Raw genomic sequence first — 21405 nt, forward strand, 5'->3', positions numbered from 1 at the left:
TAGGTGTCGGCGGACGAATTCGGGACCGAACCCGTGGCCACCTACGACCTCACCCATCCTCTCGACGCCGGGACGCCGACGTATCCGGGCGACCCGCCGGTCGAACTCGACCCGCACGCGACCGTGGAGGCCGACGGCTACCGCGTCACCGACCTCCGCCTCGGCAGTCACGCCGGCACCCACGTCGACGCGCCGAGCCACACCGAACCGAACGGCGCGAGCCTCGCCGCGTTCGACCCCGCCGACTTCGTCTTCGACGCGCGGCTCGTCGACTGTGGGCCCTGTGACTCGCGGGAGGCTATCGGGCCCGAGGCGGTGCCGGAGTCGACGGACGCGGAGCTACTGCTCTTCCGGACCGGCTGGGCCGCCCACTGGGGCGAGGCGCGCTACTGGGACCATCCGTACCTGGGCCCGGCCGCCGCCGAACGCTGTGCCGACCTCGGGGTCGCCGTCGGTCTCGACGCGGCGAGTCCGGACCCGACACCGGTCGGCCACGGTGAGCTGTCGGTGGAGGACGTCGACACCGCCGACGAACCCGACGGCGTCCCGGCCCACCGCGCGCTCCTCGGGCGCGGCTTGCTCGTCGTGGAGAACCTGACCGGACTCGACCGGGTGCCCGAACGGTTCGAACTCCGAGCGTATCCCCTCGGCATCGACGCCGACGGCTCGCCGGTGCGGGCGGTGGCGGTGACGGCGGAGTGACGCTCGACGGGACGGAGCCACGGCGGTTCAGTACACGTAGACCAGCACCATCGCGCCGAGCATCGACAGCGTCAGCAGCGCCTGTACGGCCGTCGACGCGAGGACGCCGACCGTGGCGTACAGCGCGGTCCGGGCGCTCGCGTCGGCGTCGTCGTTGCGGGCGAACTCGACGGCGAAGACGGTGCCGGCGACGCCGGCGACGAGGCCGACCGGGCCGGTGACGAGCGCGAGCACGAGTCCGACGAGCGTCGCGAGGACGGTGGTCCGCGTCGACGCGCCGCCGGCCCGGGCCGCGACGGCGCCGCCGGCGAACTCCACGACGGCCGCGGCGAGACCCACGGCGAGGAGGACGACGAGGACGGGGAGACTCGGGTCGGCGAACCCCCTCGTGTACCAGTAGAGACCGACGCCGGCGAGCGAAGCGAGGGCCCCCGGGAGACCCGGGACCACGCTCCCGACGACGCCGAGGACGAGGAGGGCGAACGCGACCAGGACGAGCAGGTCGGCCATAGCCGTCCGTCGCTCCCGTCGGCGAAAAACCCCGCGGCGGTGGCGGGCGGTGGCGGCATCTGCGCAGGCGCGACCGACCGAGACGGTGGGGGTCGGGTCCGCGCCGTATGGTTTTACATTGCTCGGTGAAGTGGTCGAAGCTAGCAATGCCCATCGATTCGAACTTCGAACAGAACCGGGAGGTCGTCGAGGAGCACAACGGCCACGACGTGTGGGGACCGGTCGAGGAACCGGAGACGCTCGGCATCCACGGCACCCACGTCGCCGTCGACTTCGACATCTGTCTCGCCGACGGCGCCTGTCTGGAGGACTGTCCCGTCGACGTCTTCGAGTGGGTCGACTCCCCGGGTCACCCCGAGAGCGAAATCAAGGCCGACCCGGCCAACGAGGCTCAGTGTATCGACTGCATGCTCTGTGTCGACGTCTGTCCGGTCGACGCCATCGACGTGGACCCCGGCCGCGCGGGCCGCGTCTGAGCGAACCGGGTCCACTTTCCCGACACCGAGAGACGAACGCCGGCGTGGCCGACGGTCTCTCCCCGTGGCGGCGACAGCGGCGGCGCGGGACGGACAGTCGCTTCTCACGGAATTCGTGTGGTCGGTACGGTCGAGTCCGTCAGCCTGTGACGACGGGGAGCGTTCGCCGGGAGCCTCGTCACCGGCCGTCGGGGGTCGACGACCGCGCTCAGTTCGGCGCCGGGGCCGGCGTGTCCGTGGTGGCGTCGGCGTCGGTCTCGGTACTGTCGGCCCCGTCGGCTCCGCTTGTTCGCTCGACACCGGTGCCGACCCAGGAGCGGAGCGTCTCCGGACAGCCGACGACGAACGCCGTCCGGTGGTCGAAGTCGTACGAGTACTCCAGGCGCTCGGCGCCGACGACGAGATGCGCCCCGTCGACCGGGACGGTCCGCCCGGACGCCGCACACTCCGCCGGGTGGCCGGTGGCGTTGTGCGTGGCGAACACCGACTCGATTCGCCACCTCGCCCCGCGGTACTCTACGGTGTCGCCTCGATACCGCTCTTCCAGGTCGTCGACCGCCTCCATACGCCGTATCGAGGCGGCAACCGTGCCTAACTCCGGTACCTAAAGAAATTGCCACCGCGGCGTGGCACCTCGTACCACCCCCGACGGGCGATATCGTCCGTCCGAGACGCGACCGCACCGCGACTAGCACAAAAGACTATTACGGACACGAACCAGACCACCATAGGTACATGGCACCAATACACACAGTCGTCCTGACGAAGGGCGTCCCCGACTTCCGGGAGGGCCAGGTGTCGTTCGACGAGAACGGCCACTTGGAGCGGGGGAAGACGCCGACGGTGATGAACCCCAACGACAAGTTCGCACTCAGGGCCGCCCTCCAGACCCGGGTTCGCCACGGTGGTCGGGTGAGCGTGATGAGCATGGGGCCGCCGGGGTACAAGGACGTACTCCGCGAGGCGATGGCGGACGTGTACGCCGACGACCTCTACCTCCTCTCGGACCGGGAGATGGCCGCCGCCGACACCTGGGCCACTTCAATCACGCTTGCGACCGGCATCGAGAAGATGGCGGCGGGGACGAACGAGGGCGACGGTCGCGACGAGGACGCCATGCCCGACCTCGTGTTCGCGGGGTTCAAAACCGCCGACGGGGAGACCGGCCACACCGGTCCGCAGACCTGCTGGTGTCTGGACATGCCGGTCGTCACCCACGTCGTCTCGCTCGACATCGACCCCGAGGCGCGGACGCTCCGCGCGAAGCGGCTCGTCGAGGGCGACATCGAGGAGATAGAGACCGTCGAGGCCGAACTCCCCTGCTTCGTCGTCGCCGACCCCGAGTTCGTCCCCTCCTATCGAACCGCGTCCCACCGCCTCGAACTGAAGGACCTCCGCGAGCGGACGGCGAGGCGGGCCGAGGCGTTCGAGGACCACCTCACCGTCTGGGACCACTCGGACCTGAACCTCGACCCGGACTACATCGGGCTGGACGGGTCGCCGACCATCGTCTCCTCGGTCGACCCCATCCCGAAACAGCCTGCCGAACGCGAGGCGACCGTCGTCGCCCCGGACGACGCAGACGGGATGACCGAACTCGTCGACGAGATGCTCCCGTTCGCCGCCGGCGCGAGCGGGGGTGGCGGCGGAGCCGAGGCGGTCGCCGACGGCGGTCGAACCGGCGGGAGCGACGACCGCGACACGAGCGACGGCGAGACGGGGGGTGAGTGACGATGGCAGGGGAGAACGGCGACACTCCGAACGGCTTCGACCCCGGCGACTACGAAATCGCCGACCTCGGCCCCAAGCTGAAGGACATCGAGGACCTCGAGGAGCTCCGCGGCGTCCTCGACAGAGAGGAACGCGGACAGAATCGCCCGCAGGTCGTCACGCTCATCGAGTCCCGCATCGAGAAGTACGAGGACGAGGGGGAGGTCGACACCGACGAGTTGGACCTCGCCGAACTGTCGACCGCCGACGTGGGCAACGCGGTGATGAAACTCGACTCCGTCGAGCGCCTCGAATCCCTGCTGGAGCAGGAGGAGAACGGAGAAGACCGCGACTCCGTGAAGCGACTGATTCAGAACCGTATCGACTCCGTCCAGGGGAGCGACGAGGACGAGGAGGCGGACGAGGCCGAGGAGGCACAGACCCCCGAGGAACGCCACCCGGACCTCTCGCACCCGACGGCCGACAAGCGCCACGTCCGCGCCCTGCAGGACGGAGCCTACGGCGACACGTGGGTGTACTGTGAGACGCAGGCGGGCGAGCTCATCGACGTCTCGAAGGAGATGCTCGGGAAGGCCCGCCAGCTGATGGACGACTACAACGAGACGTACGGGGGCAACGAGGACGGCGAGGAGGAGAAGGTCGTCGCCGTCCTCGTCGGCGACGACGTGGAGAAGCACGCCCAGGGCTGTATCGGCTTCGGCGCCGACGTCGTCGTGGTCCACGAGGACGAGCGCCTCGAGCGCTTCTCGCACAAGGCCTACACCGAAATCGTCGCCGACATGGCCCGCTGGGGTGGTGACCCCGGCGAGGGGAACCCCGACGAGGCGGACTGGCGCGACTACGACGAGCCGCGCTACGTCCTCTTCCCGGCGACGAACAACGGGCGGGACCTCTCGGCGCAGGTGCAAGCCGAGTTGGACTCCGGACTGGCATCGGACTGTTCGGGCCTCTACATCGAGAACTCGGTCATCTCAAACCCCGTCAAGACCGGCGAGCCGGGGTCGAAAAAGGAGTTCGAGCGCATCCTTCACATGAAGCGTCCGGACTTCTCCGGCTTCGAGTACTCCACCATCCTCTGTATCGACAACCCGAACCGCGAGTTCCACCCGCAGGGCGCGTCGGTCATCCCGGGGAGCTTCGAGGTCCCCGAGTACGACGACTCCCGCGAGGGCGAGGTCGTCCGCCACGAGTTCGACCTCGACGACGACTGGTTCCGGGTCCGCGTCACGGAGTACGACCAACTGGACGAGGGCGTCGACCTCACCGGCCGCGAGGTCGTCGTCGCGGTCGGCCGCGGCATCGGCGACGACCCTACCAGGGGAATCGAACTCGCGCTCGAACTCGCCGAGGGGTTCGACGACGCCGACGTGGGCGTCTCCCGCGGCATCGTCACCGGCTCGTACCAGTTCGACGGCCACGTCGAGCAGTACACGCAGGAGGACCGCCAAATCGGCGAGACGGGGCAGGTCATCGCCCCCAAACTCTACATCGCCGCCGGCATCTCCGGGGCGGTCCAGCACAAGGTGGGCTGTGACGAGGCAGAGACCATCGTCGCCATCAACACCGACCCGGAAGCCAGAATCAGGGACTGGTCGGACTACTTCGTCGAGGGCGACCTCTTCGAGGTGCTCCCGCGGCTCGTCGACGCGATGGAGGCGGGCGAGTTGGACCTGAAGGCCGCCGCGGATGGGGGTGAACGACGGTGAGTTCCTCGCCCTCGGACGCCGACGCGGCCGACGCCGAGCACTACGAGGCGGTCGTCGTCGGCGCCGGTCCCGGCGGGGCGGCCGCCGCGGCGGCGCTCGCCAGCTACGGCGTCGAGACGCTCGTTCTGGAACGCGGCGTCGACGCCGGCTCGAAGAACGTCTCCGGCGGGCTCATCTACGCCGAGGAGTCCGCGCCGTACACGATAGACCGGCTGTTCGAAGGGTTCCGCGAGGAGGCGGCCGAGCGCCCCGTCACCGACTACCACCTCCACAACGTCGCCGGCGACCGGGTCAAGTCCTTCGACATCACCGACCTCCACGAACACGACACGGAGTGGTGTGACGCCGTCCTCCGCCGGAAGATGGACTCGTGGCTCGCCGAGCGCGTCCACGAACTCACCCGCGAGACCGGCGGCGGCCTGCTCACCGAGGTGCGCGTGAACGGGCTCCTGCGCGAGCAGGGCGAAATCGTCGGCGTCACCTGCGACGAACTGGACCCCATCCGCGCGGACCTCGTCGTCGCCGCCGACGGCGTCAACTCCGAACTCGCCCGCGACGCCGGGTTGATGGACTGGGCGGAGCCCGAGGAGTGGTTCCAGGGCGTCAAGGCGGTCGTCGACATGCCGGAGGGGGCCATCGAGGAGCGCTTCGGCGTCGACGACGACGAGGGGGTCGCCCACCTGTTCTCGGGGGACCTCTTCGACGACGTGCGCGGCGGCGGCTTCCTCTACACGAACCGCGACACCCTCTCCATCGGGACGGTGTTCCACCTCGACAGCCTCGTCGCCGAGCAGGCGGAGCCCCACGAACTGCTCGACGCGCTGCTCACGCACCCCTTGCTCGCGCAGTGGCTCGGCGACGAGTACGAGGAGTTGGAGTACTCCGCGAAGTTGGTCCCGGACTCGAAGAAGGTCGCTCTCCGAGAGCCACACCGCGACCGACTCGTGCTGGTCGGCGACGCCGCCGGCCAGATGCAGGCGCAGGGACCCATCATCAAGGGGATGAACCACGCCGTGACGGCGGGCGCGCTCGCCGCGGAGGCGTACGCCGAGGCGAAGGCCCGCGGCGACACCCGGACGGCCGGGACGCTGTACGCCGAGAAGCTCCGCTCCGAGGGCGTGATGGACAAGCTCCGTCCGCGACGCTACGAGGCGGCGCGGGTCGTCGGGGAGAACGACCGCGCGTCTGGGCTCACCGACCGGCTCGTCGACTCGCGTGTGGGGCGCGGCGCGCTCCGCGCGCTCGGCGGACGGCTGGAGCGGCTGTACGGCTCGCCGTACCTCTCGATGATGGTCCCCGACACCCGGACGCCGTACGTCACGCTCCCGACCGCCATCGCGGAGGAGCTGGGCGAGCCCATCACCGACGTAAACACCGTCGAGCCGCCGAGCCTGGAGGAGCGCATCGGCGACCTCACCTACGACACGGACATCGGCCACCCGCACATCCGGCTGCGGGACGCCTCCTACGAGGCGAGCGGCGCCGCCGTCTCGGCCTGCCCGGTCAGCGCCGAGGGGTTCGGCGGCGGCTGTTACCGGACCGAAACCGTCCGGACGAACGGGAGCGAGGAGACCGTCGTCAGCCTCGACACCCAGCCCTGCGTCGAGTGTGGCACCTGCGCCATCGTCGCCGACACGGCGTGGGAGCACCCCCGCGGCGGGAAGGGCGTCGAGTTCAGGCAGGGGTGAGGGGCCGACGGTGACCCGCTTTCGACCCCGCATCGAGACCCTCGCCGAGGCGGCCGCGGACGAGCGCGAGGGGTTCACGCCACCGCCGTCGGATGCGAGAGCGGAGCGGGCCGTCCGCTACTGCCGGGAGGGCGTCGGGCCGACCGTTGCGGTGTATCTCGAGGCGCGGACCGGTGGCCGGCGGGTTCGGTTCCCCCCCGAGGAGTTCGACCTACTGGGTCGGACCCTCGACGACTGGCTGGCGCTGTACGCCCGCTGCTACGGCGTCGAGGGGGAGTACGGTGCGACGGTTCGGTCGGCGGCCGAGATACTACTCGAGACCCACAGCGCGCACGACGTGGCGCGGGTGCTCACCGGCGTCCCGGACCGAGCGGACGGCCGCTGAGTTCGGCGGCGGCGGTCGACACGGGGACCGATAGCCGGCATCGAGACCGGCGACCGACACCGGGACTGGTGGTTCACGTCGGAATCGGCCGGGACGGGATGTCGTGTTTCTCGATACCGCGAGCCACCTGTTTACGGCCTTGCAACAGTACTTATGACGGTCGGAGCCGTCGGCCCGACTGACCTGTGACGTCCCCAGCGAACGACATGGAGGTGTTGTTTCTCTGTGCCTTCGACGACAACCCGTACCAGGTGGAGCTTCGCGACGCCCTGGCCGACCACGGGGTGCGCGTCCGGACGGGCGACCACACGGAGTACCTCCCCGTCCTCGGCCGGTTCCGGCACGGCCGGCCGGACGTCGTCCACCTCCACTGGCTCGACAACCTCCTCGTCTCACACAACCCCGTCTTCTCGGTACTGCTGGGCCTCCGACTGCTGTTCGAACTCGCCGTCTGTCGTCTGCTCGGTGTCGGTGTCGTCTGGACGGTCCACAACGTCCTCCACCACGAGAAGCCCCAACCGAGACTCGAACTGTTCTTCCGGCGCCTCGTGGCGCGACTCTGTGACGCGCTCGTGCTCCACAGCGCCTGTGCGCAGGGCCGGGTCGTCGACGCCTACGACGTGCCGATGGACGGGGGCGGTCCGGCCGTCGTCGTCGTTCCTCACGGCCACTTCGTCGACAGCTACGAGAACGACGTGAGCCGCGAGGCGGCCCGCGAGTGGCTCGGCGTCGGCGACGAACCCGTGTTCCTCTTCTTCGGGAACGTCCGTCCGTACAAGGGCGTCGACGACCTCGTGGCGGCGTTCAAGCGTCTCGACGGCGACGCGAGGCTGTTCGTCGTCGGGCGGGCGCTGGACGACGACGCGGCCGACGCCCGTCTCAGAGCGGCGTGCGCCGAGGACGACCGCATCTCGACGGTGTTCCAGTTCGTCCCCGAGGCGGACATCCAGCGCTACATGAACGCCGCCGACGCGCTGGTGTTGCCCTTCGACGAGGTGCTCACCTCCGGGAGTGCCATCCTCGGAATGTCGTTCGGGCGTGCGGTCGTCGCGCCGCGAATCGGCTGTCTGCCGGACGTGCTCGCCGCGACCCCCGAGTTGCTGTACGACCCCGACGAGCCGGACGCGCTGTACGAGGCGCTCAGCGAGGCCCGGGAAGCGGACCTCGAGGACGCCGGCCGTCGGAACTTCGAGCGGGTCCGCGAGTACGACTGGGACGGCATCGCCGCCCGGACCCGGGCGGTGTACGAGGACGCGGCGGGCGTCCCCCCGAGCGAGCGGCGGGCCGCGCCCGAATCGAACGCGTCGCCGGAGCCGCGAAACGAGTAGCCGGGGCCTGAGTGCGCCGGTGCAGCGAGAACGTCGGGAGCACGGGGAGCGCGGCCCCGCCGCCCCACTGGCCCGCCGGGCCCACCGCGATGCGTCGACAGCGGCCGAAGTCGCCGAGCGTTCCCCGAACCTACCTGTCAGCGACGGGGTCGTTCACCGAGTTCATCACGAAAAAGCGTTAAGTAGTGGTGTGTGGTACCTCATTGCATGGAGCTAACCGAGAGTCTGAACTTCAGCCACAAGGACCGCAAGGACATCTACGACTACGTCGAGAGTCACGGAACCGTCCGGGAGGACGAGGTCAGGCGGGCGCTGAACCTCGACCCGGCGGCGCTGGGCCACCACGTGACCATTCTCCGGCGGGACGGCTACGTCCGGAAGGTCGGCAACAAGCTCCAGGTCGCCTACACCGACGAGGAGGAGACACACCACGAGGGAGAGGACGTCGAGTACACCATCCGGGCCGCCGACGAGACCGACCGAGAGGGACTCACCGACGCGATGCGGACGGTCACCGAGGAGGGGCGCTACATCGAGGCCGAGACGGTCGCGGCGATGGTCGACCAGGAGGAGGTCGTCCTCAGACACAACGCCATCGGCTCGCGGATGTTCTTCGTCGCCACCGTCGGCGACACAGTCGCCGGCTGGGTCCACCTCGACCTCCCGACCGCGGAGAAACTGAGTCACACCGCCGTCCTCACCGTCGGCGTTCGGCCGGAGTTCCGGGGTGAGGGCGTCGGCTCGACCCTCCTCGACCGGGGGGTCGCGTGGGCCGCGGACCACGGGTTCGAGAAGCTGTACAACAGCGTCCCCGCGGTGAACGAGAGCGCCATCGCGTTTCTCGAATCGAAGGGGTGGGAGACGGAGGCCGTCCGCGAGGACCACTACCGTATCGACGACGACTACGTCGACGAGGTGATGATGGCCTACGACCTGCGGTAGCCTCGGCGACGACGTCAGCCTCGGTAGCCTCCCGCACGGCACCACAACGCGTTTTTCGGTGGGGCGCGCTCCTCGGGACGTGAGCGACGGCGACGACCTGATGGACGACACGGAGGGCAACCGTGACGACGCGGGAGGCGACTCGGAGCGCCGCGAGGTCAACCGGCGCAACTGGGACGAACGCGCCGAGATTCACCCGGACGCCGACTACTACGACGTCGAAGGGTTCCTCGCCGGCGAGTCGAGCCTGAAGGACATCGAACGCGAGGAGTTGGCCGTCGAGGGGACGCGCCTGCTCCACCTCATGTGTCACAACGGGCTCGACACGCTGTCGTGGGCCCGCGAAGGCGCCGACGTGGTGGGACTGGACTTCTCGGCCACGGCGCTTGCGACGGCCCGCGAGATTCGGGACGCCGCCGGCATCGACCCCGAGCGCGCCCGGTTCGTCGAGAGCGACGTGTACGACGCCGCCGAGACGGTGCCCGACGTCGGAAGCTACGACCTTGTGGTCGCCACTTACGGGGTGCTAGGTTGGCTCCCCGACCTCGAGCGCCTCGCCGAGGTGGCCGCCGACTGTCTCGCCCCCGGGGGCGCGTTCTACCTCGTCGACGGTCACCCGCTCGTCTCCGCGCTGTGGCAGGTCGAATCGGACGGCTCGGAGGACGGTGGGTGGCCCTACTGGAACGACGGCCCGCACCGCATCGACGAGCAGGGCACCTACGCCGACCCCGACGCCGAACTGGAGAACCAGGTGAACTACCAGTGGCCCCACTCGATGGGCGAGATCGTCAGCGCGGTCGCCGAGGCCGGTCTCCGTGTCGAGTTCCTCCACGAGTTCGACCGGACCGACCACCGGCAGGTGGAGGGGATGGTGCAGGGCGACGACGGCTGGTGGCGCCATCCGGAGTACGACGTGCCCTTTACCTTCTCGCTGAAGGCGCGGAAGTCGGGGTGAGAGTGGGTGGCTGTGGCTCACTCTCGGTGATTTGAGGGAGCGGTTGGAGGAAGTGTCGTGATGCAGTAGCCCCTCGAAATCCCTTAGCGTCTGGACTCGTGCGGCTCGCTGCGCGCGCTCACTCCGTTCGCGTGCTTACTTCGCCGTCCTTCGTCCAGACGCCGGCCCCTTCCGGAGCCCCACCCGACCGCACCGCCACACCTTCCCCAACCGATTCGCTCACTCCGTTCGCGAAGACCTCGCACGGCGCTTGTGCCGATGGACCGGCGCAAGGTGCGCGCCGAGTCGCGTTTCATCGCGACGAGGTGTCGCGCGAGGGACCGCGGCCGACCCCGTGTCGGCCGCCCCGAGGTTGGGGAGGTGTGAGGTGCGGTGCCGTGCGGTCGCCGGCCTGGCGGTCTGCAGAAAACGGAGCTTTCTGCGATGCCACTGAGCTTCGCTCAGTGAGCAACTCGCAAAGGGCGAGCGCTCTCGCTCGACTTCTGACGGCGCGAGCACCGCAGCGAAGCGAGCGGAGCGAGGAGCGCGGCGGGTCAGAGGCGGCGAGAGCGGGAGGGCTTTGCTTCGACGCCCCGGTCATGACAAATCAGATTTCCGTCTCGCATTCGTCACCAAATCACCGAGATTCGGAGATAGAACCCGACTCCAACACCGTCGTCACCCGCGCGTTCTCCTTGATGCGCACGCCACCCTCCCCGACCGACAGGGGAACCGGCTCGAACGCCGAAACCACGAGCGTCGGGTGGAACACCCCGGCGCGTCGCATCGCGTCGCGCGTCTGCATCAGTACGTCACCCTCGCCCGAGAGCGATTCGTTGAACGAGAGGAGGTACTGGCCGGCGTCGAGATGCCACCAGGCGTAATCGTCGTCCTCGCTCCGGTAGTGCGTCTCCACGGGCGAGGTGGCCGCGGCCTCCAACTCGCCCCCACCGAAGTCGACGCGGCCGGGAAGGTCGACGACCGCTATCTCGGCGGCGGTGAGGTCGACGCCGCGGTCGTGGACCTGCGTCTCCGCGTGGAGCAGGTCGTCGATGCGGTCCGCGAAGGACTGAGGCCCGGTGTCGTCCGAGGACATACCCACTGGGTTGGGACCGGAGCGACAAAACGTCCGGGGGGTACGGGCCGCTGGAGTCGCCGTGTCTCGGTCGCCACTACGGTTATGTCGGACGAAACCCTGTCTCTAGCGTCATGTCACTCAGCGCGCGCAACCGACTCGCCGGCACCGTCACCGGCGTCGAAACTGACGGCCTGATGGCCGAAGTGACGGTCGAACTCGGCGACGGACAGGAGGTCACGGCAGTCATCACGAGCGGCTCCGTCGAACGACTGGGCATCGAGGAGGGCAAGGAAGTCAACGCCGTGGTCAAGGCGACCGAAGTGATGGTCGAGGCGGAACCCGGCGAGTAACCGTCGCTACCAACAGCGGAACGGGACGGGACACAGAAGCAGGAGACCGCTCCCGACGAGGAACGACGCCCGGAGCGCTCCCGCGAGCGTCACGACTCCACGGCGACGAATACGGCGGCTCGACCCAGACGGCGACGGCCGCGACGACGGTCCAGAAGCGGTCGTCGACGACGCCGACGATTCCGTCCCGAACGGCTCGGGTCGGCACTCTGCGGTCGTCGGTCACCCTGCGGTCCGGACGACGAACGTCCCCGGACGTACGAAAACGGACTAATCGTCACACGACTGCGTCGGCGAGTCGGGCGCGCCCGAACGCGCGCCCGTCGTGGCGCTCAATCCGTCAGTCGTCGGCCGGCGCCCGCACCGACTCCACCGAAATGTCGCCGGCGTCGAGTTCGGCCTCGACCTGTCGGGCGGCCTCGACCATGTTCTCCATCTTCCCGTAGGCGATATCGCGGGGGAGGAGCTTCAGCCCGCAGTCGGGCGAGACGGTGAGCTTCTCCGGGGGCACGACCTTCAGCCCCTGCAGGATGTTCTCCTTGATGTCCTCGACGGGCTCGACTTCGGCGGTGTGGGCGTCGACGACGCCGAGGGCGAGGTCCGGTGCGAACTGCCCGTCCGCGAACGTCTCGATCTGTTCGTAGTCGCCGTTGCAGAGTTCGACGTCGAACTCGTCGATGGGGTAGTCGTTGATTTCGGGGTAGATGCGCGAGTAGTCGCCGTAGCAGACGTGGAGGCCGATGCGGACCTCCTCGTCGATGCCGGCGACGATACGCTCCAGACACTCCCCGACGATAGCGTGGTCGTCCGGCGTCGTGGCGAGGGCGGGTTCGTCTATCTGGACGTAGCGCGCGCCGGCCTCGACGAGCTTCTCGACCTCCTCGTTGACGAGGTCGGCGAGGGCGTACGCGAGGTCCTCCTCCGTGTCGTAGTGCTCGTTGAACGCCCAGTTGGCGAGCGTGTAGGGTCCCGTGATGGGCACTTTGACTGGCCTCTCCGCGGCGGCGGCGGTGAACTCGAACTCGTCGACCAGCCACGGCTCGTCGTACTCGACCGCGTCGACGACGGAGGGCTTGTCGAAGTAGTTGTGCCCCCACACCTTCACCGGGCCGTGGAACTCGTAGCCGTCGATTCGGTGAGCGAAGAACTCCACCATCTCCTCGCGGCGCATCTCGCCGTCGACGACCGTGTCGAGACCGGCGCGCTCGTGCTCCTCGGTGATGAGCCGACAGGCGTCGTCGTGGGCCTCGTGGAGGTCGTCGGCGTCGAACTTCGATTCCTCGTCCTCGGCGAGTTCGCCCGCGCGGTTGAGCCACTTGGGCTTCGGGTAGGAGCCGACGACCGTCGTCAGCAGGAAGTGGTCGGACGGGTGGTTCTCCGGTCGGAACTGTTCGCGGTTCTCGGGGTTGCGGCTCATTGGGTCACCTCGGATTCGGCGACGGCGGCCTCGGCGAGCGCCACCAGCTTCTCCTTATGTTTCGAGACGGGGAGGTAGAACGTCTCGGTGTTGGTCGTCAGGTAGACGCGCTCGAAGTCGGTCGCGGGCACCTGGTCCTGGAACCAGTCGACGCGCTCGCGGACGGTCTCCGGGCTCTCGACCAGCGTGTTCTGGCCGTCGACGAGCCCCAAAGAGACCTCGTCTTTCGCGCCGTACTCGTTGACGTTGTAGAGGTCCTGCTCGCGGTCGCCGGCGACGAGGTCGAAGCCGAAGGCGTCCACGTCGGCGTCCATCAGGTGGGCGTACGTCTTCTCCTCGAAGGCGCCCCAGTACCCCTGTACGACCACGTCGCCGTCGGTCGCGCCGGCGACGCGGTCGACGACCTCGCTCGCGAGGTCGTCGGTGCCGTCGTCCGCGGGCGGGTTCGTCACCAGCGACGGCTCGAGGAGGAACAGCGTCTCGTGGGCGGGGAACGCCTCGACCTCGCCGGCGAGGAAGTCGCCGACGGCGTCGAGGAACTCCGCCTCGTCCCCGTAGTGCTCGTCGGTCGCGAGGTCCGCGAGCGAGTACGGCCCCGGAAGCACTGCCTGCAGGGACTCGTCGTCGCCGAGCAGTTCCGTCGCCGCGTCGAGTTCGGCCGCGACGTCGCCCGACGCGGTGAGGTCGCCGCGCACCTGCGGGTCGCGGTAGAAGTTGTTGTTGTCGTAGTAGCGGACGATACCTCCGGTCTCGACGTTCTCGTGGACCGTCAGGGGATGGGCGAGCATGTCGTCCCAGCGGGCCTGCCCCTCCACGATTCGGTCGAGGCCGGCCGTGCGCTGGTCGGCGATAAGTTCGCCGCGCGCCTCCTCGTAGGCGGCGGCGATTTCCGGCCCCTCGTCGCCGGAGACGAGGTCGCCCTTCTGGTGTCCTTTCAGGTCCGACAGCCGCTGTTTGGCCGCGTCCGGGAGCGGGTACAGCCCCGGTGTCGTGGCCACTAGGTCGGTCATCGACCGGGGCTACGGAATGCCGGTGCTTAATATTTCCGTTATGCGAAAATGCTTCTCGGTAATTCGACGAGCCTACTCGGACGTCAGTCGGAGCACCGACAGGGTCTCGAAGGGGTACGACTCCTGGACGACCGTTTCGACGGCGAACCCGTTCTCCGCCGCGCGGGCGACCACCTCGTCGAACCCCGTGAGGCTACTGACGAGCAGGTACACCGCGCCGTCCGGGGCGAGCACCCGACCGACCGAGTCGAGGAAGGGGTCGATGAGCGCGCGACCCGACTCCCCGCCCGAGAGCGCCCGCTCCATCCAGTCGCTCCACTCGTTCTCGGGGTCGGTCGGGAGGTACGGCGGGTTGAACAGCACCGCGTCGAGCGCACCGTCGCGGACGGGTGAGACGAGGTCGGCCCGGAGCGCCTCGACCCCGCGCTCGCGCGCCTGCTCGGCGGCGTGGGGGTTCACGTCGCTCCCGAGGGTGCGGGCGCCGGTCTCCTCAGCCACCGTGGCCGCGACCCAGCCCGACCCGGTGCCCACCTCGAGCGCCACGTCGTCGGGACCGAGTCGGCCGTCCTCGGTCGCCGCACGGGCCAGCAGACCGGAGTCTTCGGCGGGCTGGTACACGTCGACGTCGAGTCCGCGACGCTCGGCCAGGGAGTCGGCGGATTCGCCCGATTCGGCGGCGGAGTCAGTCGATTCGGCGGCCGACCCGCCCGCGTCGGGCGTCCGGTCGTCGGCACCGCCGTCCGGGTCGGTCACTCCCGGCCCTCCTCGTCGTCCGTGTCGTCTCCGCCCGCGTTCCGGTCGACGCCCTTCGGCTCCACGCCGCCCTCCGCGTCCGCCGCGTCCGCGGTCCGCTCGACGTTCGGCTCCTCGACCTCCCCCGTGGCGACCGCGTCGCCGCCGTCGGTCGTCGCGGTCGACGCCTCGCCGCTCGAGGACTCTTCGTCCGCCGACCCCTCGTCGCTCGTCGACGCTTCGTCGTCCCCCGACTCCTCGCGCGTCGGCTCGTCGCCTGCGGGAGCTTCCCGGGCGGCCGTCTCACGAGTGAGCCGGAAGCCACCCTCCTCGTTGCGGGCCATCAGCTCGCGCTGTGGGAAGGGAATCTTGACGCCCGCGTCGCTGAAGGCGGTGTAAATCGCGTCGATCATCGCGCTCCGGGCGCGCCACATCCGGCGCTTGCTCGGGTTGTCTATCCAACAGCGCACGCCGAAGACGACCGCCGAGTCCCCGAAGCGCTTGGTGACCACCTGCGGGGAAGGCACGTCGAGTACCTCGTCGAGGTCGGAGACGGCCTCCAAGGCGGTCTGGACGGCTCGCTCCGGCTCGTCGTCGTAGTCGGCGCCGACCTCCACCTCGATGCGGTAGCGCCCCTTCCGCGTGCGGTTGATGATGGTGTTCGCGCTCACCTGGTCGTTCGGGAGGGTGACGAGTTCGCCGTCGAACGTCTGGACGCGGGTGTTGACGATGCCGATGTCGGTGACGACGCCCTCCGTCTCGTCGAACTCCACCCAGTCGCCGATCTCGAACGGGCGGGAGAACATCAGCACGAAGCCGGCGAGCACGGCGCCGAGCGTCTGCCGGGCGGCCATCCCGACGATGATGCCGAGGAAGCCGGCCCCGACCAGGACGCTCCCGAGGTTCGTGAACAGGCTGATGGTGATGAGGATGCCCAGCGTGTAGAGGATTATCTGTGAGAGCCGGTACACCACCTCACGCTGGTGCTCGCTCACGCCGCCCGCACGGGTCGCCGTTATCTGGATGGCGCGGCCGACGAAGCTCGTGATGGCGTACGTCGCTCCGAGAATGACGACGGCGATGAGCACCGTCCCCGCCATCTCCTGGCCGCCGAAGTTCTGTATGGCCCGGCCCAGTTCGCCCACCTGGTCCCAGAGGTCGACGAGCAGGAAGATGGCGACCGCGGTGACGACCGCGACCGTCCCGGAGACGGTGAGATGTTGCCACCCCTCGCGGTCGTGCGTGCTGTGCCAGCGCTTGGAGAAGTATCGGACGGCCACGATGGCGACGACGATGACGAGCGTGAGGAGCAGCTGCTCGACGAAGGAGAACCCGGACAGCACGTCGATGCTGTCGTTGACGGACGCCGGCGGGTCGATGGTAGGGCCGTCTCCGGTGACGTTCCCCCCCGACCCGTTGCCTCCGGAGCCGTTGTTGCCGGAGCCGTTCCCCTGCTGTGCCAACCAACTACCGGCCATCCCGATCAGTCGCCCCCGCGACCCACCCTGTCGGCGACGGTCGCCAACTCCGCGAACTGCGTCGGCGTGAGCTTCCCGGCCCGCCGCCGGAGCAGGTCCTCGTCGACCGCGTCGACGACCGCCGCGGCGTCCTCGATGCCGGTGATGTGGGTCGTGTTCCGGATACCGTTCCTGATGGTCTTGCGACGCTGGGTGAACAGCGCCTTCACGAAGTCGAGGAAGAACGCCTCGTCTCGGACCTCGTACTCCGGCTCCCGCGGCGTCGTCCGGACGACCGCACTGTCGACCTGTGGCTGCGGCGAGAACGCCGCCGGTGGAACGTGTTCGACCAACTCCACGTCGGCGTAGTGCTGGGCCGACACCGACAACCGACCGTACTCGTCGGTGCCGGGGTCGGCGGCCATCCGCTCGGCGAACTCCCGCTGGAACATCAACACGAGGGGTTTCTTCTCGGGGAGGAGGCGGAAGGCGATCTCCGAGGAGACGCCGTAGGGGAGGTTCGACACGCAGGCCGAGAACTCCGGAAGCGACACGTCGAGGGCGTCGCCCTCGAGAACCGAGAGCCGCCCGTCGCCGACGGCGTCGGCGAACTCCTCGCGGAGGAAGGCGGCGAGGCGGCGGTCGCGCTCGACGACCGTCACGCGCTCGCCGCGGGCGAGCAGGCGGTCGGTGAGCGCCCCCGTCCCGGCGCCGATTTCGAGCAGGTGCGAGGCGTCGGCGTCCTCCGGGAGATACGTCGGGATTCGGTCCAGGACGCGGTCGTCGACGAGGAAGTGTTGGTCCTGGTCGGGGTCGCCGCGGAGGCCCGCGCGGCGAATCAGCTGGTCGGGGTCGCGAAACGACTGGGTCGCGGGCGCGGTGTCGCCGGCGGCGCCGTCCGGCTCGGTCATTGTCCGTGATTCACGCCGACGGCGGGTAAACGTCTCGCTTGTCGACTCGGCCCGTAGCCACGCCGTCGGCCGCGGTCGACGACGCCGGGAGCCGAGGACCGTCGGTTACTCCTCGCGGCGGACGAACGCCTTGTACTTCAGGTCGTCGTCGCGGAGCTCCTCGATGATGCGCTCGACGAGCACCTCCTTCGGGCGGTGCAGTCCCGAGACGCGCTCTTCGAGCCCCTCGAAGCTCTCGAAGGGGCCGCGCTTTCGCTCGTCGAGGATGTTGTTGCGGAGTTTCTTCCCGATGCCCGGCAGGAGGTTGAGCTGGTGGAGCCGCAGGGTGATGGGCTGGGCGTCGTTGTAGAAGTCGACGAACCGACGCTCGTTCGCCTCGATGACCTCCTCGACGACGTACTCCAACTCGGTGCGGGCGCCGTTCGAGAGGTCGTCGAACTCGATGTCGCGGATTCGCTCGACCGCCGCGTCCTCGCGCTCCTCCTCGGGGGCGATGGGGACGCGGTCGCCGATACCGGCGTCGGCGCCGTCGCCGAAGGTGAGTTCGACGAGTCGGAAGTCCGTTTCACCGAGGGCGTACGCCAGTGGCTCCTTCTGGTACTGGGGCCGGTCGTCGTCGGCCCGCCCGTGGGGCAGGTAGTCGAGGACGACGGCGTACCGGGTGTCGGAACCGCCGGAAGAATCGTCGCTCTCAGCGGGAGTCATACCACGACAGTATGGCTACAGAGTATTTAAAAACCGGGCCGGTTCAGACGTACTTCGCGACGACGTTCAGCACTTCGTCGAGTTCGTCGCCGTCGAGGGCGTAGCGTTCCTTGGCGAAGACGGCCCGCAGTTCGGTCCGGTCCTGGGGAAGCAGGTCGGCGATCTTGAAGGCGGTCTTCTCGTCGACCTTCTCCAGTTCCTCCAGTTCGGCGACGAGTTCGCGGGACTCCTCGGGGTCGAGCACGGCGAAGCGGTTGACGTGCTCGATGGCGCGGGCGAGTTCGTAGCGCAGCTCGCGCTCTTCGTCCGCCGCGCGGTCGGCTTCCACGTCGGCGAGGAGCTCCTTGACCTCGGGGGTGGTCATGTACTCCTCGCTGACCTTCTCCTTGAAGATCGTCATCGGCGCTTACTGCTGCTTCTGCTCGCGCAGGTGAGCGGCCCCGACGATGAGGACCTTCTCCTTGCCGCCGTCGACGATCTGGACCTTGAACGCGGAGCCCTGCTTGCCGACGACCTCCCCCGTCTGGCCGTTAAAGCGGGCGTGGAAGCGACCCTTCTGGACCGACGGGTCGATCTTCAGGTGGACCTTCTGGCCCTCGTCGTACTCCTGAATCGCACGCTGGGGCGGCGAGGTGCCGCGCTCTCGGGGCTTGTTCTTCAGCTTGTTCCGCGTCCCCGTCATCGGACCGTTGGAACTCGGCATAGTCGTAACGCGGTGTACCTCGCTCAGCGTTATAAAAGGTGCGTTCTCCGCCGAGAGCTCCGGAAGGGTTCTCGTGGGTCGGGGACACGGCACGCGGTGTACAGACGGTCCTCCCTGCCGCCGGCCACGGCAGCGGCTACGAGGGTGAGCGCATCGTCGACCGCTTCGGCGACTCGTGAGGGCGGGACGCGCGTTCAGCCAACCTTTAGCCGACTGCGACAGATGGGCGCGCATGGACGACCACGAGCACGACGAGGAGGCCGACGCCACCCCCGAAGAAGGCGGCCACATCGAGACCCGTGCCATCCACGCCGGGCAGGAGCCCGACCCCGAGACGGGGGCGCTGATGACGCCCATCTTCGCCAACTCGACGTACGAACAGGACGCTCCCGGCGAACACCGCGGGTACGAGTACTCCCGGACGGGCAACCCCACCCGCACCGACCTGGAGGAGAACCTCGCGGCGCTGGAAGGCGCCGAGTTCGGGCGCTGTTTCTCCTCGGGGATGGGCGCCATCAACACCGTGCTCAACCTGCTCGAGTCCGGCGACCACGTCGTCACCGGCGACGACGTGTACGGCGGCACCCACCGCATCTTCACGCAGGTGTACGAGAAGTACGATATCGAGTTCGACTTCGTCGACACCACCGACCTCGACGCCGTCCGCGAGGCGACGCGCCCCGAGACCGAACTCGTCTGGGTCGAGACTCCCACGAACCCGCTGATGCGAGTCAACGACATCGGCGCCCTCGCCGAAATCGCCCACGAGGACGACGCGCTCTGTGTCGTGGACAACACGTTCGCGACGCCCGCTCTCCAGCGCCCGCTGGAACACGGCGCCGACGCGGTCTGTCACTCCCTGACGAAGTATCTCGGCGGCCATTCCGACGTGGTCGGCGGCGCGCTCGTCACCGACAGCGAGGAACTCGACGAGGAGTTCGGCTTCTACCAGAACTCCGTGGGGGCGACGCCCAGCCCGTTCGACTGCTTCCTCGTCCTCCGCGGGACGAAGACCCTGCCCGTGCGGATGGACCGCCACTGCGAGAACGCCCGCGAACTCGCTCGGTGGCTCGACGACCACGACGCCGTCGACACCGTCCACTACCCCGGTCTGGCGTCGCATCCACAGCACGACCTCGCCGCCGAGCAGATGGACGACTTCGGCGGGATGCTCTCGTTCGAACTCGACGGCACGCTCTCGCAGGCGTCGACGGTCGTCGAGTCGACCGAGGTGTTCGCGCTCGCCGAATCCCTCGGCGGCGTCGAGAGCCTCATCGAACAGCCGGCGGCGATGACCCACGCGGCCATCCCGCGCGAGGAGCGCGTCGCCGCCGGCCTCGCCGACGGGCTGATTCGGGTGAGCGTCGGCATCGAGCACCTCGACGACCTGAAGGCCGACCTCGACGCGGCGTTCGCGGCGGCGCTATAGTAGCGTCTGCAACTATCTGCACACTCGACCGCACGGCGGCGGGCGGTCGGATGTGCCGTGACTTGCAGACGCTACTATAGACTGAGCGCGACGGGCACAGGACTATCCCGGTCGCCGCCGACCCCCTCGTATGGGCACCACTGAGGACGGGCGGTCGGACGGGGAGCGGTCGACGGACGGGGAACGAACCGGCGTGAGCATCGGTCTCGGAGTCGCGCTCGGTGCGGGCGTCGGCGCCGCCGTCGGCGCCGCGACCGGCGATATGGGTCTGTGGGTCGGCGTAGGCATCGCGTTGGGTGCCGCTCTGGGTGCCGCCTTCGCCGCGTCCGACAACCTCGGCGACGACGATGGCCAGGACGGCGGCGGCGGCGAGTTCGAGTAATCCGCGGCTCGCCGCGGCGCGTAGAACTAACCACGTCGACGCCCATCCGTCTCTATGCAGGTCACAGACGGCGTCCACGTCCTCCCGCTCGAGTACGACTTCGACGACCGGGCGATGACGATTCATCCGACGGTCGTCGAGACCGACCGCGGCCTCCTCCTCGTCGACGCCGGCCTCCCGGGCGCGCGTGACCGAGTCGAGGCCCACCTCGACGACGCCGGCTTCGACCTCGCCGACGTCGACCTCGTCCTCTTCACCCACCAGGACTCGGACCACGTCGACGGGTTCCACGACCTCGTCGCGGACGCCGAAGGGTTCGACCCGCTCGTCGTCGCCCACGCCGCCGAGGCGCCGGCAATCGACGGTCGGGAGGAGCCGATTTCGAAGGGTGGCGGCGGCGGGGAGCGCTACGAACCCGTCCCGGTCGACCTCGAACTCGTCGGCGACGAGAGCGTTCGAACCCGCGCCGGCCCGATGCGCGTCGTCAACACGCCGGGACACACACCCGGACACGTCTCGCTGTTCTTCCCGGACCGGGACCTCCTGCTGGCCGGGGACGCGCTCACCGCCGAGGACGGGCGGCTGGACGCGCCGGTTCCCCACTTCACGCCCGACTGGGAGGAGGCCCGCACGTCGGTTCGAAAGCTCGCGAACTTCGAAATCGACCGAATCGTCTGCTACCACGGCGGGGTCGTCGACGCCGACGCGGCGGAGGTTCGGCGCGTTCACGAGGAGATGGGCGCGGAGTAGTCGGGGCAGTGTCGATGCGGTGTCGGTGCGAGGGCGTCGCTGTGCGGGAGTCCGGTCTTGTAGTACGGTGGTCGTCGGC

24 protein-coding genes are annotated in these 21405 nt (G+C 69.0%); 13 read left to right on the forward strand and 11 right to left on the reverse strand.

Annotation, left to right across the window (positions count from 1 at the left end):
* The first annotated feature begins 3 nt into the window (after nucleotides 1-3).
* Complete coding sequence (locus N5095_RS09955; protein WP_267622639.1) at nucleotides 4-702, forward strand: cyclase family protein; 699 nt, start codon at nucleotides 4-6, stop codon at nucleotides 700-702.
* A gap of 27 nt (nucleotides 703-729) precedes the next feature.
* Here N5095_RS09955 and N5095_RS09960 read toward each other — a convergent pair whose 3' ends face one another.
* Nucleotides 730-1212: a DUF456 domain-containing protein gene (locus tag N5095_RS09960; RefSeq protein ID WP_267622640.1), complete on the reverse strand. Its 483-nt coding sequence runs from the start codon at nucleotides 1210-1212 to the stop codon at nucleotides 730-732.
* 146 nt (nucleotides 1213-1358) lie between these two features.
* On the opposite strand from N5095_RS09960, the gene N5095_RS09965 reads away from it, so the two are divergent.
* Nucleotides 1359-1688, forward strand: a complete 330-nt coding sequence (locus N5095_RS09965; protein WP_267622641.1) for a 4Fe-4S dicluster domain-containing protein — start codon at nucleotides 1359-1361, stop codon at nucleotides 1686-1688.
* 208 nt (nucleotides 1689-1896) lie between these two features.
* Here N5095_RS09965 and N5095_RS09970 read toward each other — a convergent pair whose 3' ends face one another.
* Nucleotides 1897-2253, reverse strand: a complete 357-nt coding sequence (locus N5095_RS09970) for a hypothetical protein (protein WP_267622642.1) — start codon at nucleotides 2251-2253, stop codon at nucleotides 1897-1899.
* Between the two features lie 179 nt (nucleotides 2254-2432).
* On the opposite strand from N5095_RS09970, the gene N5095_RS09975 reads away from it, so the two are divergent.
* The 7 genes from N5095_RS09975 (at nucleotide 2433) to N5095_RS10005 (ending at nucleotide 10423) form a co-directional block, all read left to right on the forward strand.
* Nucleotides 2433-3419: an electron transfer flavoprotein subunit beta/FixA family protein gene (locus tag N5095_RS09975; protein WP_390203054.1), complete on the forward strand. Its 987-nt coding sequence runs from the start codon at nucleotides 2433-2435 to the stop codon at nucleotides 3417-3419.
* A gap of 2 nt (nucleotides 3420-3421) precedes the next feature.
* The gene (locus N5095_RS09980; protein ID WP_267622644.1) at nucleotides 3422-5125 is read left to right on the forward strand and encodes an electron transfer flavoprotein subunit alpha/FixB family protein; all 1704 of its coding nucleotides are present in this window, start codon (nucleotides 3422-3424) and stop codon (nucleotides 5123-5125) included.
* On the forward strand, nucleotides 5122-6813 hold the full coding sequence (locus tag N5095_RS09985) for an FAD-dependent monooxygenase (protein WP_267622645.1): 1692 nt from the start codon (nucleotides 5122-5124) through the stop codon (nucleotides 6811-6813). Before N5095_RS09980 ends, N5095_RS09985 begins: the two co-directional genes overlap by 4 nt.
* A gap of 10 nt (nucleotides 6814-6823) precedes the next feature.
* Complete coding sequence (locus N5095_RS09990; RefSeq protein WP_267622646.1) at nucleotides 6824-7198, forward strand: DUF8055 family protein; 375 nt, start codon at nucleotides 6824-6826, stop codon at nucleotides 7196-7198.
* A 185-nt stretch (nucleotides 7199-7383) separates the two neighbouring features.
* A complete protein-coding gene (locus N5095_RS22360) occupies nucleotides 7384-8526 on the forward strand; it encodes a glycosyltransferase (RefSeq protein WP_267622647.1) in 1143 nt (380 codons plus the stop codon).
* Between the two features lie 207 nt (nucleotides 8527-8733).
* Nucleotides 8734-9468: a bifunctional helix-turn-helix transcriptional regulator/GNAT family N-acetyltransferase gene (locus N5095_RS10000; protein WP_267622648.1), complete on the forward strand. Its 735-nt coding sequence runs from the start codon at nucleotides 8734-8736 to the stop codon at nucleotides 9466-9468.
* Nucleotides 9469-9547: 79 nt separating this feature from the next.
* Nucleotides 9548-10423 carry a class I SAM-dependent methyltransferase gene (locus tag N5095_RS10005; RefSeq protein ID WP_267622649.1) on the forward strand — a complete coding sequence of 292 codons (876 nt, stop codon included), beginning with the start codon at nucleotides 9548-9550 and terminating at the stop codon, nucleotides 10421-10423.
* A gap of 616 nt (nucleotides 10424-11039) precedes the next feature.
* Here N5095_RS10005 and N5095_RS10010 read toward each other — a convergent pair.
* Nucleotides 11040-11498 (reverse strand): dCTP deaminase/dUTPase family protein, encoded by a 459-nt coding sequence (locus N5095_RS10010; RefSeq protein WP_267622650.1) that lies wholly within the window; start codon nucleotides 11496-11498, stop codon nucleotides 11040-11042.
* Between the two features lie 113 nt (nucleotides 11499-11611).
* On the opposite strand from N5095_RS10010, the gene N5095_RS10015 reads away from it, so the two are divergent.
* Entirely contained in the window at nucleotides 11612-11830 is a 219-nt protein-coding gene (locus tag N5095_RS10015; RefSeq protein WP_267622651.1) for a TOBE domain-containing protein, read from the forward strand.
* Nucleotides 11831-12170: 340 nt separating this feature from the next.
* Here the strand turns inward: N5095_RS10015 and N5095_RS10020 are convergent, their stop codons facing one another.
* The 8 genes from N5095_RS10020 to N5095_RS10055 form a co-directional block, all read right to left on the reverse strand.
* The gene (locus tag N5095_RS10020; RefSeq protein ID WP_267622652.1) at nucleotides 12171-13247 is read right to left on the reverse strand and encodes a methionine synthase; all 1077 of its coding nucleotides are present in this window, start codon (nucleotides 13245-13247) and stop codon (nucleotides 12171-12173) included.
* Entirely contained in the window at nucleotides 13244-14257 is a 1014-nt protein-coding gene (locus tag N5095_RS10025) for a 5-methyltetrahydropteroyltriglutamate--homocysteine methyltransferase (RefSeq protein ID WP_267622653.1), read from the reverse strand. The genes N5095_RS10020 and N5095_RS10025 overlap by 4 nt, the downstream gene beginning before the upstream one ends.
* Before the next feature lie 72 nt (nucleotides 14258-14329).
* Nucleotides 14330-14905 (reverse strand): HemK2/MTQ2 family protein methyltransferase, encoded by a 576-nt coding sequence (locus N5095_RS10030; protein WP_267623031.1) that lies wholly within the window; start codon nucleotides 14903-14905, stop codon nucleotides 14330-14332.
* Between the two features lie 101 nt (nucleotides 14906-15006).
* Nucleotides 15007-16467 (reverse strand): mechanosensitive ion channel domain-containing protein, encoded by a 1461-nt coding sequence (locus N5095_RS10035; protein ID WP_267622654.1) that lies wholly within the window; start codon nucleotides 16465-16467, stop codon nucleotides 15007-15009.
* 5 nt (nucleotides 16468-16472) lie between these two features.
* Nucleotides 16473-17357, reverse strand: a complete 885-nt coding sequence (locus tag N5095_RS10040) for a 16S ribosomal RNA methyltransferase A (RefSeq protein ID WP_267622655.1) — start codon at nucleotides 17355-17357, stop codon at nucleotides 16473-16475.
* Between the two features lie 105 nt (nucleotides 17358-17462).
* On the reverse strand, nucleotides 17463-18062 hold the full coding sequence (locus N5095_RS10045; RefSeq protein ID WP_267622656.1) for a DUF655 domain-containing protein: 600 nt from the start codon (nucleotides 18060-18062) through the stop codon (nucleotides 17463-17465).
* Nucleotides 18063-18105: 43 nt separating this feature from the next.
* Nucleotides 18106-18462 carry an RNA polymerase Rpb4 family protein gene (locus tag N5095_RS10050; protein ID WP_267622657.1) on the reverse strand — a complete coding sequence of 119 codons (357 nt, stop codon included), beginning with the start codon at nucleotides 18460-18462 and terminating at the stop codon, nucleotides 18106-18108.
* A gap of 6 nt (nucleotides 18463-18468) precedes the next feature.
* Complete coding sequence (locus N5095_RS10055) at nucleotides 18469-18765, reverse strand: 50S ribosomal protein L21e (RefSeq protein ID WP_267622658.1); 297 nt, start codon at nucleotides 18763-18765, stop codon at nucleotides 18469-18471.
* Nucleotides 18766-18997: 232 nt separating this feature from the next.
* On the opposite strand from N5095_RS10055, the gene N5095_RS10060 reads away from it, so the two are divergent.
* The 3 genes from N5095_RS10060 to N5095_RS10070 all read left to right on the forward strand — a co-directional run bounded on the left by N5095_RS10060 (nucleotide 18998) and on the right by N5095_RS10070 (nucleotide 21326).
* Nucleotides 18998-20194: a cystathionine gamma-synthase gene (locus tag N5095_RS10060; protein ID WP_267622659.1), complete on the forward strand. Its 1197-nt coding sequence runs from the start codon at nucleotides 18998-19000 to the stop codon at nucleotides 20192-20194.
* 130 nt (nucleotides 20195-20324) lie between these two features.
* Nucleotides 20325-20576: a glycine zipper domain-containing protein gene (locus N5095_RS10065; protein ID WP_267622661.1), complete on the forward strand. Its 252-nt coding sequence runs from the start codon at nucleotides 20325-20327 to the stop codon at nucleotides 20574-20576.
* A 54-nt stretch (nucleotides 20577-20630) separates the two neighbouring features.
* Nucleotides 20631-21326, forward strand: a complete 696-nt coding sequence (locus N5095_RS10070; protein WP_267622663.1) for an MBL fold metallo-hydrolase — start codon at nucleotides 20631-20633, stop codon at nucleotides 21324-21326.
* Nucleotides 21327-21405 lie beyond the last annotated feature (79 nt).

The organism is Halobium salinum (genome assembly GCF_026586625.1).
Classification (GTDB): domain Archaea; phylum Halobacteriota; class Halobacteria; order Halobacteriales; family Haloferacaceae; genus Halobium; species Halobium salinum.